Source organism: Variovorax sp. 54 (assembly GCF_002754375.1).
GTDB lineage: Bacteria > Pseudomonadota > Gammaproteobacteria > Burkholderiales > Burkholderiaceae_C > Variovorax.
Genome location: NZ_PEFF01000001.1, coordinates 3949767 through 3963138 on the forward strand (window position 1 = coordinate 3949767; position 13372 = coordinate 3963138).

Sequence of the window (13372 nt, forward strand, 5' to 3'; positions counted from 1 at the left end):
GGACATCACTGCAGGGGCATCGAAAGGTTCAGGAACACGCCACGCTGTTTTTCGCGCACGCCGTCGTAAGGGTGGCTGCCGTAGGTCAGGCCATAGCGCAGCGTGAGCTTCTGGCCGAGGGCCCAGCGGTGCTCGTAGCGCAGGTTCCACAGCGGGCCGCTGCCGAAGCCTGCCTGGTGGTAGCTGCCGCCGCCGAGTTCCAGCACCTGGAAGAACTGGCGGTCGTCGCTTTTCCAGGTGAGCCACTGGCCGCGCACCGACAGCTGCGCGCTGGCGTCGCGCGAGGGGCTGAAGTAGCGCACGTCCTGCAGGCGGCTGCGGCTGGCATCGACGCCCAGCCGTGTCTCGAGCTGGAAACGCGGCGTGCTGACCCAGCGTTCGCGCCAGCCGAGGTCGAGGCCGTCGCGCAGGTTGCCGTCGCTGAAGTCGAGCCGGCGCCATTGCAGGTCGAAGCGGCGCGACTCGTTGACGATGTGGGCCACGCTGGCGCCGAACTCGCGCGCGCCGATGGCCTGCGCGCCGAAGGGCACGGCGCGGGCTTTCCACGGCAGCTCCTTGCTGTCGCCGTCGTAGGTGGCCGACAGCTGCCAGGCATCGCCGGCGCGGTAGTCCACGCGGCCAGCCACGCTGTTGCGGTAGCGGCCGCTGTTCGAATGCTGCAGCACGCCTTCGGCCAGCCAGCGGCCCTGCTGCCAGCTGGCGCCGAGGCCGCTGCGGGCCCACTTGGCGTTGCCTTCGGAGGTGTAGCCGCGGCCCAGCGTCTGCGCGTAGAACACGCGCCACGCGTCGTCGATGAGGCCGGAGCTGAGCCGGCTGTCGACGCGCCATTCGCGGCTGGCGAGCGTGCCGCCGCCGCGCGAACCTTCGGCGTCGATCTCGAGTTGCGGGCCGACCAGCGAGCGCCGCTTGCGTGCCATCTCGCGCACTTCGGCGGCGTCGGGCGCGTCGGCCTCGACGGCTTCGGCGCGCAGCCACGCGGCGCGGAATTCGTCGGCGTCGAGCAGCGCTTCGACATGGCCGGTGCGCACGCTCAGGTCGTCGGGGTGGTCGGCGCTCAGCGCCTCGAAGCGCGCCACGGCCGCTTCGGGGTGCTCGCGCAGCCGCTCGGTGAGCGCGGCGCCGTAGGCGTAGCTCGCGTTGAGTGGGGCTTCGTAGGTGAGCGTGTCGAAGCGCGGTTGCGCCACCTTGGGCCGGTCGCCGTAGAGCTGCAGCAATGCGCTCAGGCCGCTCACTTCGGAGAACTGGTCGTTGGGACGACCGGCTTCGGGTGCCAGCCGCATCAGCACGGGCGTGGCGTCTTCGATGCGTTTGAGCAGTGCTTCGGCGTCGTCGAAGCGACCCGTATCCAGGTACGCATAGACCAGGCCGAAATGCAGGGGGTCGGGCATCGGCAGATCAACGACTGCCTTTTCGAACAGCGGCACGGCGTCGGCCGAGCGGCGCTCCTGCGCCAGCGCGCGGGCGGCGGTGCCCAGTGCGTAGGGCGGCAGCAGGGTGCCGTCGGCACGCAGGCTGTCGTACAGCGCGATCGTGTCGGCGGGACGGCCACGCTCCAGCAGTGCCATCATGCGGTCGGACTGCAGCCGCGTGCGCAGCGTGCGCCAGGTGTCGGCGTCTGGTGTGGCGGGCTGCGCGAGCGCGGCGTCGACCCGGGTCAGCGCGGCGCTCTGGGCGGCCAGCACCTTGTCGAGGTCGGTGACGCGTGCCGCGCCCAGGCGCTGGTCGCGCGCCTTCACGGCCCAGCGCAGTTGCTGCGCCAGCGCCTGCTGTTCGAGCAGGGCGAGTGTCAGCGGCGCGATGCTGCCGGGCTGCTTGCGGTCGGCGGCTTGTGCGTCTTCGAAGGCAGCGGTGGCGCCGCCGTACTCGGCGAGCAGAAAGTCGGCGTCGCGCTGTGCATCGCGTCGGTCGGGCTGCAGCGCGGTGATCTCGCCGTAGGCCGACAGCGCCTGGAAGGGCTGGCCTTGGGCACGCGCCAGCGCGGCGCGCAGGTCGAGCAGCGCGACGCGGTCGGCGACCGCTGTGGGCGCGGTCTGGGACAGCGCACGGTAGATGGTTTGCGCGCCCGCCTTGTCGCCGCTGGCCAGTCGCCAGAAGGCTTCGTGGATGCGCGGCTCGCGGGCGGTCGGCTGGCGCGCGCGCCAGACCTTGACCGTGTCGCCTTGCAGCGCAACGTCGCCCGTGCGCCGCGCGGCGCCGGCCAGCGGGCCGAGCGCGTAGTCGCTCAGCTCAGTGGGCGGCACCTGGCGGGCCATGGCCACTGCGTCGGCGAACTGGCCCTCGGCCACCGCGATGGCGATGGCGTCGGACGCCACGCGGCGACGTTGATCGTCGGCCAGCGGGGCGGCCAGCCATTGGCGCAGCTGTTGCAGGGCGTGGGCCGGCGTGATGCGACCGGCGCGGCGCGCGACGATCAGGGCGTCGTGCTGCGACGCGTCATAAGCCACCGCGCCGCCAAGGGCGGCGACAGGCGGGGGCGTGACAGTGGAATCCGCGTACGCGGTGCTGCTTCCGAAGATCAGCACGCACACGATCGGCGGCAAACCCCGCACGGCACGTGCGAGATGGTGAGGCAATGCCTTGAAGGGCGCGACTTTGCGCCCGGCAACGACGGTGCCTCCATTTTTTTGTGGATGGATGGACACGCAACTCCCTTTTGCTTGAACTCTCCTGGGCCGTGACAAGCCGTAGCGGAAAGTTCGTGAAAAGGGACTCTAGGCCAATTTGTAAACAATAGGGCCAAACATGGGCAAAGATGAGAACTAATCGTGAACAGATTCGCGATCAATTCGTCGGATGTTGGCAAGTTGTATGCAAGTGCTACCCACAACGCGCCCCTGGCCCTCGCCCTAAGATCGCGACATGAACGCACTTCCGGTCTCTTCGCCCCGTTTGCCCCGCTTCTGGTCTCAATTGACGACGCGCGACTTCGCCGCGCTCGACGCGGCGACCACGGTGGCGGTGCTGCCGCTGGGCGCGACCGAGCAGCACGGCCCGCACCTGCCGCTGGGCGTGGACACCGTGCTGGCCGACGGCATCGTGGCCGCCGCGCTGCCGCTGCTGCCGCCGGAACTGCCGGCGCTGTTCCTGCCGACCCAGCAGATCGGCCTGAGCCCCGAGCACGCGCGTTTCGCGGGCACGCTCACCTTCTCGGCCGAGACATTGATCCGGATGTGGAACGACATCGGCGCGGGCGTGGCGCGCGCCGGCGTGAAGAAGCTGGTGCTGTTCAACGCCCACGGCGGCCATGTGGGCGCAATGGACATCGTGGCGCGCGAACTGCGCGCCGCGCACGGCCTCATCGTCTACAGCGTGAGCTGGTTCAACCTGCCGCTGGGCGATGCGAACGCGCAGTTCAGCGCCCAGGAGCACCGCTTCGGCGTGCATGCGGGCGAGGTCGAGACTTCGATGATGCTGGCGCTGACGCCCGAGTTCGTGCGCATGGGCGAGGCAAAAGATTTCAGTTCCACCTCGCAACAGCGCGCGGCGGACTACGCGATCCTCGGCAACGGCAAGAGCGCCAAGCTCGGCTGGGCCATGGAGGACTACAACGCGCACGGTGCGGCAGGCAATGCGGCGGCGGCCACAGCGGCGAAGGGCCAGGCGGTGATCGATGCGGCTGCGCAGCAGTTGGCCTTGCTGCTGGCCGAGGTGTCGCGGCTGCCATTGAGCACTGCGAATACCGGGCCGCTGCCCTGAGGGTGTGGTTCAGGGCGACGCTCCCGCCGACGCGGTACCTTGCTCCGCGAATGTCCCCCGGGGCTGCGCCCCTCCTCCTTGATTTCGCTGCGCAAGGCACCGCATCGACGTGAGCGTGTTCAGTGCGGTCGTTGATCGGCGAGTACCACGACGGCGCCCAGCGGGCTCAGGACACTGGGTGCTTCCCGCAGCGAAATCAAGGAGGAGGGCGAAGCCCGGGGGACATTCGCGGAGGGAAGTACCCGGTGGCCTGTGCACGCGCCCTGAACAGCAGCAACTCGCTCAGGAAGCGCTGCGCCCCAACACGCCGGCGAACATGTCGGCGTCGACATTGCCGCCGCTCAGCGCAATGCCCACCGTCTTGCCGCGCCAGCGTTCCTGCTGCTGAAGCGCCCCCGCCAACGCCGCCGCACCCGCCCCTTCCGCCACGTTGTGCGTGTCGCTGAAAAGAACGCGCATCGCTTCCGCCACTTCGTCGTCGGTGACGGTGATCACGTCGTCGGCTTCCTGCAGGATCACGTCCAGCGAGGCAGGCACCGGCGTGCGACAGGCCATGCCGTCGGCCAGCAATGTAGTGACGGGCGATTCGATCGGCTGGCGCGCACGGAACGAATCGCGGTAGGCGGTGGCATGCGCCGACACCACGCCGATGAGCTTCGTCGACACGCCGCAATGCGCGCGCGCCGCCGCCGCGCCGGCAAAGCCGGAGCCCAGGCCGATGGGCACGAACAGCACGTCGGGCGGTGAATCTTTCAAAGCACTGAAGAACTCGACATACGCGGTCGACACACCCCGCACCAGCTCGCGATGGAACGAGGGCACGCGGTGCAGTGCGTCGCGCTCGGCCAGCACGGCCGCATGTTCGGAGGCCGCCTGGAAGTCGTCGCCATGCTCGACCAGCGTCACGCCGAGCGCGCGCATCGCGGCGTTCTTCTCGCGCGAATTGCCGTGCGGCACCACGATGGTCGCGGCCAGCCCGTGGCGCTGCGCCGCGAAGCCGACCGACTGGCCGTGGTTGCCGCGCGTGGCGCTGATCACATGGCGCACCTCGGGGTGTTCGCGCGCCAGGGTTTCGAAGTAAGTCAGGCCGCCGCGGATCTTGAAGGCGCCGACCGGCGTGTGGTTCTCGTGCTTGGCCCACACGGTGGTGCCTAGGCGCTGCGACAGCAGCGGCCAGGTGTACTGGGGCGTGGGCGGCATGGCGGCATGCACGGTGCGCAACGCAGCGTCGATCTCTTCGCGGGTGAATCGCATCAGGCGTCTTTCGTTCTTACTTGCGTTCGGTGAGCGCCACGCGCACGGCCAGCGCGGCCAGCACGCTGCCCATGATGTAGCGCTGCGCACGCAGCCAACCGGCACTTTGCGACAGCACCGCGGTGATGCTTGCGGCGCCGACGATCACCACGGTGTTGACCAGTGCGCTGCTCGCCATCTGCGCCAGGCCCAGCTGCAGGCTCTGCAGCAGCACCGAGCCGCGCTCGGGGTGGATGAACTGCGGAAAGAACGACAGGTAGAACATCGCCACCTTCGGGTTCAGCAGGTTCGTGAGAAAGCCCATGCGAAACAGCTTGGCCGGCGGATCGGCCGGCAGCGAACGGGCCTCGAAGGGCGCGTTGCCGCCGGGCTTGACCGCCTGCCACGCGAGCCACAGCAGGTAGGCCGCACCGGCAAAGCGGATCGCGTCGAACGCGACCGGCACCGCCAGCAGCAGCGCCGTGAGCCCCAGCGCCGCGGCGAACAGGTGTACCAGGAAGGCCATCAGCACGCCGCCCAGCGAGATCATCCCCGCGCGGCGGCCCTGGATCAGCGTGCGCGAGACGCAATAGATCATGTTCGGCCCCGGCGTGAGCGCCAGCAGCAAAGAGGCAAGAGCGAACCAGGCGATTTCGGTGAGGGTCAGCATGTCAGAGTCCTTTGGATTCGAGCGTGACGGGGCCGCGCGGCGTGTCGAACACCGCGACGAGGTTGGGTGGGCCGGCATCGACCGGCAAGCGGCCCATGCCGATGGCCGAGAGCGCGGCCGACAGTGCCGGCGCGCGCGGATGCGCCACGCGCAGCGAACGCAGCGTGAGGCCCGAGGCGGGCATGGCATCGGTCGGATGCACGGCGCCCCACTGGATCAGCGTGGGCAGCGCGCCGTAGAACAGGCGCTGGCCGTCGTCGCGCACCGTGATCTGCCATTCGAGCCGGCCGGCCGGCGTGTCGCGCGAGGCTTCGAGCAGGTGGCCGCGGTCGATGTGCGCATGCTCTTCACGCGCGAGCGCCTGCGTGGCAGCGTGCGCGTCGGGCACGCGCGCCACGAAGTGGATCAGCCGCGGGCCGCGCTGCACGAGCGCAGTCTGCAGCGCGGCGTCGTCGAGGTCGAACCAGCGGTGCGTCTTCGGCCGCGACGGCGCCTTGCCGGGCTCGATCGCGATGATCTCGGCATAGGCCCTCGGGAACGCGTCGCTCGCGATGTTCAGCAGCCGGTTGTGCGTGCCCATGAGCGGGTGCGCGCCGCCCGGCGCGGGCGTGACACCGAACGTGGCCTCGCACCATGCCACGCCCTCCGCCAGCGAAGCGGCGGCGATCACGAGGTGGTCGACTTCGGCAGGGGCCATGGTGTGCTTTCGTTCAGAGCGCGACGTGGCCATCGACGCAGGTCACGGCATCGCCGCCGACCCAGATCGTGCCGTCGCTGTCGCGCTCGATGTACACGCGGCCCGCGCGGCCCAGGCACTGGCCTTGCGCGGCCAGGTAGCGCTCGGGCATGTGGCCGTCGGCAATGAGCCATTCGGCCAGGCCCGCGTTGAAGCTGCCGGTGACCGGGTCTTCATCGACGCCGACGGCGGCTGCAAAGGCGCGCACCTCGAGATCGATCGTCACGCCGTCGGCGTCGGGCGCGACCACGGTTGTCGACCGCTTGCCGAAGGCGCGCGCTTCACGGTTGGAGCGGCTGATCAGCTGCGAGGAGTCGTGCGCCGAAGGCACGCCGGCCACGCCCACCTCGACGCCCAGTTCCTTGAGCAGCCGGTGGTCGGGGCGCAGTTGCAGCACCGCATCGGCGTTCTCGAGCAGCAGGCCGAGCCAGGCGGGGCCGTTCTGGAGCATCTGCGCCGCGACGATCTGCTGCGCCTTCAGACCCAGCGCGCCGGCCACCTTGGCCAGCAGCGCGGGGCTCGGTGCGCTGCGCTTGAGCGGCGGCGCGGCAAAGGCCAGGCGCGCGAGGCGCTCGCCGTCGCGCCGCAGCGGCACCAGCCCAGCGCCGCACTGCTGCACCACGCGGCCCGCCACCTTGGGCTTGCCGCCGGCCTGCAGCCATGCGTGGCAGCTGCCGATGGTCGGGTGGCCGGCAAAGGGCAGTTCGCCGCCGGGCGTGAAGATGCGCACGCGGTAGTCGGCGGTCGCGTCGGTCGGCGGCACCAGGAAGGTGGTCTCGGACAGGTTCGTCCACTGCGCAAAGCGCTGCATGGCGTCGTCGTCCAGGTCCTGGCCGTCGAGCACCACCGCGAGCGGGTTGCCGAGGTAGGCGGTGGCGGTGAAGACGTCGACTTGCTTGAAGGGGCGGGATTTCATCAGGGTCATTCGAGAGGTAAATCGAGCACGCCACGCGTGCCCGGTCGGGAAAGCAATTCCGAGTACCAACGCTCGACGTTCGGCCAGACCGGATGGCGGTACTCGGCGCCGGGCAGGCCGAACCAGCGGTGCGCTTCGCAGCCGATCGGGATGTCGGCCATGGTGAAGCGATCGCCGGCCATGTAGGGGCGCTGCGCGAGGTGCGCGTCGAGCATGGCGAACAGCGCCTCGCTGTCGCGCACCGACGCGGCAATCAGCGCGGGCTGGCGCTCCGAAGGCGCTGTGCGCACCCATTGCACGAAGGCGTCGCGGCTGGCGCGGTTGAGCGTGGTCTGCTGCCAGTCCATCCAGCGCTCGGCATCGAAGCGCGCGGGCAGCTCGCTCGGGTAGAGCGTGCCGTGCGCGTGCTTGGCGCAGAGGTAGCGCACGATGACGTTCGACTCCCACAGCGTGACGCGCTCGGCGCCTTCGCCGTCGTCGATGGTGGGCACCATGGCGTTCGGGTTGAGCGCGCGGTATTCGGGCGTCTGCACCACGCCGAACTTGCCGCCGGCCTCGGTGCGCTGGAAGTCGAGCCCGAGTTCCTGCGCGCACCACACGACCTTGCGCACGTTGATCGAGCTGATGCGGCCCCAGATGTTGAGCATGGGTGAGGTTCCTTGTGTGTGTTGGCCGAGGGGGCTCAGGCCGCCATGACGCGCGCCGTGCCCGACACGCGAACCGAGCTGCCCGCCACGGGCGAGATGTCGGCATGCAGGCGCGACAGCATGCCCATGTCTTCGCCCTGCACCACGTCGATGGCGCCCCCGTGGGGCCACCCGAGGTCGCGCAGGTAGCCCGCGAGCGCGGCCGTCGCGGCGCCGGTGGCCGGGTCTTCGTAGACGCCGCCCGAGGCAAAGGGGTTGCGTGTGTGAAAGCGCTGGGCGCTTTCTGCGTGGAGCCAAACGATGGTCGTCAGCTCGGCGCGTTGCATCAGCGCGCGGCCGGCTTCCAGCGCGTAGCGCATGGCGGACAGTGCCTGGCGGCTGTGCAGGGCCAGCACCAGATGGTTCGCGCCGGCGTGGGCCACGGCGGGCGGAATGCGTGCGTCGAGGTCGCTGGGCGCGTAGCCGAAGAGGGCCAGTGCCTCGGCGACCAGTGCGGGCGCTGCAGGCGCGCTGTGCGTGGGCGGCGATTGCAAGGCGGCGGCAATCACGTTGCCTTCACGCCGGCCCTCGACCGTGATCTCGGCCTGGTTGAGCGTGAGCGCGAACACACCGTCGCCGTGGCGCAGCGCGAGCGCGGCACCGAGCGCGATGGTCGCGTGGCCGCAGAACGGCACTTCGGACTGGGGCGAAAAGTAGCGCACGCGCCAGCCGCCGTCGATGGGCGCCGCGAAGGCGGTCTCGGAGAAACCGACCTCGGCGGCCACCGCCTGCATCTGCGCGGCGGACGGCAGCGCATCGCCGATGACGACGCCGGCGGGGTTGCCGCCTGTCTGTCCCTCCGAGAAGGCTGCGATCTTCAAGACGTTCATGAGGGGACTCGCTTTCAGCGCGGTGTCGGTCGGTCGAGGAACAACAGGCGCACGGCCAGCCCCAGCATCACGGCGGCGAGCAGGCCGCGCTGGAACTTCTCGGCGCCCGGGCGTTGCTGCAGCCAGCGGCCGACCTGCCCGCTGCAGGCGCCCAGCAGCGTGTTGAACGCGAGCGCGGCCAGCGACAGCACCACGCCGAGCTGCACCAGTTGCAGCGGCACGCTGCCGTGCGACGGATCGACGAACTGCGGCAAAAAGACCATGAAGAACAGCAGTGCCTTCGGGTTCACGAGGTTGTTCAGCAGCGCCATGCGCACGATGCGGCCGAAGCCGGCCGGCTGCGCCTGCGCGCCGGGGCGGAAGCCGCCGCCGCTGCGCAGTGCCTGCACCGCGAGCCAGACCAGGTACAGCGCGCCCGCATAGCGCAGCATGTCGAAGGCCGGCGGCCACGCCGCGACCAATGCGGTGACGCCGGTGGCCGCGAACAGCGTATGGACCAGGTCGGCCGCCGAAATGCCGACCGCCGCCGCGAAGCCGCCGCGCGGGCCGTGCGCCACGCCGTGCGACATCACGAAGGCCATGTTCGGGCCGGGCGACAGGAACAGCGCCAGCACCGCGAGCAGGAAGAGCGAGAGGGTTGCGAGTCCGATCATGTCTGTGTTCCGTGGGTCAGTGGATCAGGCCGTGGCCGCTTGCTGCGTCTGCAGGTACGGCTCGATGTTGCGCAGCGCGCGCGCCACGTAGTCTTCTTTCTCGCCGACCGGCGCGACGTAGTGAAGCGCGCTCTTCGCAGTTTCGAGGCCTTCGGTGCGCGCGATGAGCCACGCCGCGAGGTAGGGCGCCGAGAAGCAGCCGCCCGCTGTGGCCACGTTGCCCTGTGCAAAGAAGGGCTGGTTGAGCACCTCGATGCCGGCCTCCTGCACCCAGGGCTTGGTCGTGAGGTCGGTGCACGCGGGCACGGTGCCCAGCAGGCCGAGCTTGGCGAGCAGCAGCGTGCCCGAGCATTGCGCGCCGATGAGCTGGCGCGACGGGTCGAGCCCGCGCAGCACGCCCATCAAGCCCGCGTCGGCGGCGATCTCGCGCGTGCGGATGCCGCTGCCGACGATCACTGCACCCGCCTCGCAAGCCGATTCGAGCGTCGAACTTGCATGCACCGTGACGCCGTTCATCGAGGTCACGGTGGCGCTGGGCGAGGCCAGCGTCACGCGCCAGCCCGGCTTCTTCACGCGGTTGAGCACACCGAGCGCGACCAGCGAGTCGAGCTCGTTGAAGCCGTCGAAGGTGAGGATGGCGATGTGCATGGTCGTGGGCCGGTTCAGGCGTGGGCGGGGGCGAGCAGCGCCAGCTCTTCGCGCAGCGTGAGTGCGAGCGCTGCGATGGCGGTGTCGATCTCTTTGACGCTGGCTGTCACGAAGGACAGGCGCAGCGTGCGCGGATCGCCCTCGCCCGCGTAGAACGGCGCGCCGGGCACGAAGGCCACGTTGCGCTCGACCGCCTTGGGCAGCAGGGTCACGGTGTCGATGCCCTCGGGCAGGCGCGCCCACAGGAACATGCCGCCCTTGGGGGCGTTGAACTTCACGTCCAGGCCGGCCATCTCGCGCGTGAGCGCGGCCATCATGGCGTCGCGCTGGCGCTTGTACAGCGCGCGGATGGTGGGCACGTGGCGGTCGAGGAAACCGTCTCGCATCACGGCCGAGACCATGCGCTGTGTGAAGATCGGCGTGTGCAGGTCGACCGCCTGCTTGGCCTGCAGCAGCTTGGGGAAGATGGCCTTCGGCGCCACCAGGAAGCCCAGGCGCAGGCCCGGGGCCAGCACCTTCGAGAACGAGCCCAGGTAGATCACGCCCTCGGGATTGCGCGCGGCCAGCGGCAGCGGCGGGGCTTCGTCGAACCAGAGCTCGCCGTAGGGGTTGTCTTCGACGATCGGCAGGTTCGCGGCAGCGGCTGCAGTCGACACGGCGGCGCGGCGCGCCTCGGTCATGGTGCGGCCGGTGGGGTTCTGGAAGTTGGGCAGCAGGTAGACGAAGCGCGCATCGGCGGCCTTGCTCACGAGGTCGTCGACGATCACGCCGTCGTCGTCGCTGGCCACGCCCACGGGGTGCGGTTCCATCGGGCCGAAGGCCTGCAGCGCGCCCAGGTAGGTGGGCGTTTCGACCAGCACCTTGCTGCCCGGATCGATCAGCACCTTGGCCACGAGGTCGAGGCCCTGCTGCGAGCCGGTGGTGATGAGCACCTGCGAGGCATCGACGTCCCAGGGCAGCATGTCGGCCACGGCCTGGCGCAGCGGTGCGTAGCCTTCGCTGGCGGCGTACTGCAGCGCGGCCGCGCCGTCGTTGTGCAGCACTTCGGCGCAGGCGTCGGCGAACTCCTGGATCGGGAAGGTCTTTGGCGAGGGCAGGCCGCCGGCCAGGCTGATGATGCCGGGGCGCTCGGTGACCTTGAGGATTTCACGCAGCACCGAAGGATTCATCTTGGCGGCGCGGGCGGCGAGTTTCCAGTTCATGGGAGGCTTTCTTCTTTCTGGCGGATGAGAGGTGAGGTGAGTCTGAGTGTGGGGTCAGGGCGGCGGAATGTCGCCACGGTGCACGACATGGATTTTGTTGCCGTCCGGGTCGCGCAGGTAGGCGCCGTAATAGCCCTGCCCGTAGCGGGGGCGGGGACCGGGCGCGCCTTCGTCGCGGCCACCGCGGCGCAGGGCCGCCTCGTGGGCGGCGTGAACGGCCTGCGGCGAGGGCGCGCAGAACGCGACCATGCTGCCGTTGCCGGCGCTGGCGGGTTCGCCGTCCAGCGGGATGTACACGTAGAAGCGCGGCAGCGTCTGGCCCGGCACGATCCAGCAGGCGGCGTCGGGGCCGCCGTCGGGCGTCACGGGGCGACGGATCAGGCCGAGCGGCGCGAGCACCGCGTCGTAGAAGACGGCGGCACGCGACAGGTCGGTGCAGCCGACGGTGACATGGCTGAACAGCGTCATGGTCGTCAGCTCCTGGCCTGCGGCTCGGCGCCGCGCGGCACAGCGGGCGCCGTCGCCGGTTGCGACAGCCGCTTGCCCACCACCACCGTGGCGACCACGGCGGCGGCGAAGCCCAGCGTCACCAGGTCGAGCGGTTCGCCCAGCAGCGGGATCGAGGCGAGGATCGACAAAAACGGCTGCAGCAGCTGCGTCTGGCTCACGCGCAGCGCGCCGCCCAGGGCCAGGCCGCGGTACCACGCGAAGAAGCCGATCCACATCGAGAACATGCCCACGTAGGTGAAGCCGACCCAGGCCGAGGCGGCCACGGGCTGCTGCGGCCAGAGGGCGATCGTGGCGGGCAGCGACACGGGCAGCGCCATCACGCAGACCCAGCAGATCACGCGCTCGGCACCGAGCGCGGGCGTGACCTGCGCGCCGTAGATGTAGCCGACCGAGGCCGCGATGACCGCGCCGACCAGCAGCAGGTCGGCCCATTCGAAACCGAAGCCGTGCCCGCTCTGCTGTGCGCGCAGCACCGAGAACACCACCACCAGCAGGCTGCCCGCGACGGCGCAGAGCCAGAAGCCCAGCCGCGCGCGCTGGTGCAGCACCCAGGCCGCGACCGCGGCCGTCACCAGCGGCAGCAGCGCCGTCACCACCGCCGCGTGGCTGGCTGTGACCACACGCAGCGCAAAGGCCAGCAGCAGCGGAAAGCCGATCGCGTTGCCCAGCACCGCCATGCCCAGCGGCTTCCATTGGTGCGCCGCCGGGCGCGGCGAGCGCGTGACCAGCAGGAAGATGGCCGACAGCACGCCCGCCAGCGCCGCACGCCCGACCGTGACGAACCACGGCGACAGCTGCGGCGCGTCTTGTGTGCCCGTGGCCAGCCGCGTCATCGGCAGCGTGACGGCGAACAGCGCCACACCGACCATGCCAAGCCACATGCCCAGCGTTTCGTCCTTGATGGCGAGCTTCATACGCCCACCATCCACCAGGCCGTGAGCACGAGGATCAGGCCCATCGTGCGGTTGAACCACAAGAGGCGCGTGTCCTTGGCCAGCCACTCGCGCAACAGCGCGCCGACCAGCGCATAGGCGAAGTTGCTCGTGAAGGCGTAGGTCAGCATCACCGGCGCGACGATGGCGAAGCGCGCGAGCGCGTCGGGCTGGCCGGCGATCCAGCCGGCCACCAGCGTGAGCGCCAGCAGCCAGGCCTTGATGTTCACGAACTGCAGCATCACGCCCTGCGTGAACCCGACCGAGAGGCTGGCGTTGTCGGCCTTGCCGAGCTGGGCGCTGCCGCTGAGCTTGTAGGCCAGCCACAGCAGGTAGGCGATGCCCAGGCCCTTGATCGCCAGGCGCAGCGGCGGCATGGCCACCACCAGCGCGCCGACGCCGGCCGCGCAGATGGCGAGCAGCAAGGTCCAGCCGACCGGCACCGCGACCACGAAGCGCATCGCGCGCGGCAGGCCGCCGTTGGCCGCCAGGGCGGTGGAGAGCGTGGTGTTGGGTCCGGGCGAGAAGCTCATCGCCGTGGCCAGCACCAGCAGCGCGGTGAATTCTTGCCAGTTCATGTCACAGACTCTAAACTTGAGACCATTACAGTTCCGGTACAGATGATCGAACAATATCTGAATCTGTATTGGTTATCTCTTC

At 70.0% G+C, this 13372-nt stretch carries 14 protein-coding genes; 1 reads left to right on the plus strand and 13 read right to left on the minus strand.

Going from position 1 to position 13372, the window contains the following annotated elements; genetic code table 11:
* Positions 1–5 precede the first annotated feature (5 nt).
* Positions 6–2522, minus strand: a complete 2517-nt coding sequence (gene pgaA / locus CLU95_RS18235) for a poly-beta-1,6 N-acetyl-D-glucosamine export porin PgaA (RefSeq protein ID WP_180288637.1) — start codon at positions 2520–2522, stop codon at positions 6–8.
* Between the two features lie 337 nt (positions 2523–2859).
* Between pgaA and CLU95_RS18240 the strand changes: the two genes are divergently transcribed.
* Entirely contained in the window at positions 2860–3696 is an 837-nt protein-coding gene (locus CLU95_RS18240) for a creatininase family protein (RefSeq protein WP_099794906.1), read from the plus strand.
* 282 nt (positions 3697–3978) lie between these two features.
* Here CLU95_RS18240 and CLU95_RS18245 read toward each other — a convergent pair whose 3' ends face one another.
* The 12 genes from CLU95_RS18245 to CLU95_RS18300 are packed head-to-tail and all read right to left on the minus strand — an operon-like array spanning position 3979 to position 13290.
* A complete protein-coding gene (locus CLU95_RS18245; protein ID WP_099794907.1) occupies positions 3979–4950 on the minus strand; it encodes a threonine dehydratase in 972 nt (323 codons plus the stop codon).
* Positions 4951–4966: 16 nt separating this feature from the next.
* The gene (locus tag CLU95_RS18250) at positions 4967–5599 is read right to left on the minus strand and encodes a LysE family translocator (RefSeq protein ID WP_099794908.1); all 633 of its coding nucleotides are present in this window, start codon (positions 5597–5599) and stop codon (positions 4967–4969) included.
* A 1-nt stretch (position 5600) separates the two neighbouring features.
* Positions 5601–6296: a VOC family protein gene (locus CLU95_RS18255; RefSeq protein WP_099794909.1), complete on the minus strand. Its 696-nt coding sequence runs from the start codon at positions 6294–6296 to the stop codon at positions 5601–5603.
* A gap of 13 nt (positions 6297–6309) precedes the next feature.
* On the minus strand, positions 6310–7251 hold the full coding sequence (locus CLU95_RS18260) for a PhzF family phenazine biosynthesis protein (protein ID WP_180288638.1): 942 nt from the start codon (positions 7249–7251) through the stop codon (positions 6310–6312).
* Positions 7252–7256: 5 nt separating this feature from the next.
* Entirely contained in the window at positions 7257–7898 is a 642-nt protein-coding gene (locus tag CLU95_RS18265) for a glutathione S-transferase family protein (protein WP_099794911.1), read from the minus strand.
* Positions 7899–7933: 35 nt separating this feature from the next.
* The gene (locus tag CLU95_RS18270) at positions 7934–8767 is read right to left on the minus strand and encodes a PhzF family phenazine biosynthesis protein (protein WP_099794912.1); all 834 of its coding nucleotides are present in this window, start codon (positions 8765–8767) and stop codon (positions 7934–7936) included.
* A gap of 14 nt (positions 8768–8781) precedes the next feature.
* Positions 8782–9420: a LysE family translocator gene (locus CLU95_RS18275; RefSeq protein WP_099794913.1), complete on the minus strand. Its 639-nt coding sequence runs from the start codon at positions 9418–9420 to the stop codon at positions 8782–8784.
* A 24-nt stretch (positions 9421–9444) separates the two neighbouring features.
* The gene (locus CLU95_RS18280; RefSeq protein ID WP_099794914.1) at positions 9445–10068 is read right to left on the minus strand and encodes a DJ-1/PfpI family protein; all 624 of its coding nucleotides are present in this window, start codon (positions 10066–10068) and stop codon (positions 9445–9447) included.
* A gap of 14 nt (positions 10069–10082) precedes the next feature.
* Positions 10083–11270: an aminotransferase-like domain-containing protein gene (locus tag CLU95_RS18285; RefSeq protein WP_099794915.1), complete on the minus strand. Its 1188-nt coding sequence runs from the start codon at positions 11268–11270 to the stop codon at positions 10083–10085.
* A 54-nt stretch (positions 11271–11324) separates the two neighbouring features.
* Positions 11325–11732 (minus strand): VOC family protein, encoded by a 408-nt coding sequence (locus CLU95_RS18290; RefSeq protein WP_099797373.1) that lies wholly within the window; start codon positions 11730–11732, stop codon positions 11325–11327.
* Between the two features lie 11 nt (positions 11733–11743).
* On the minus strand, positions 11744–12694 hold the full coding sequence (locus CLU95_RS18295; protein WP_099794916.1) for a DMT family transporter: 951 nt from the start codon (positions 12692–12694) through the stop codon (positions 11744–11746).
* Positions 12691–13290 carry a LysE family translocator gene (locus CLU95_RS18300; protein ID WP_099794917.1) on the minus strand — a complete coding sequence of 200 codons (600 nt, stop codon included), beginning with the start codon at positions 13288–13290 and terminating at the stop codon, positions 12691–12693. The genes CLU95_RS18295 and CLU95_RS18300 overlap by 4 nt, the downstream gene beginning before the upstream one ends.
* Positions 13291–13372 lie beyond the last annotated feature (82 nt).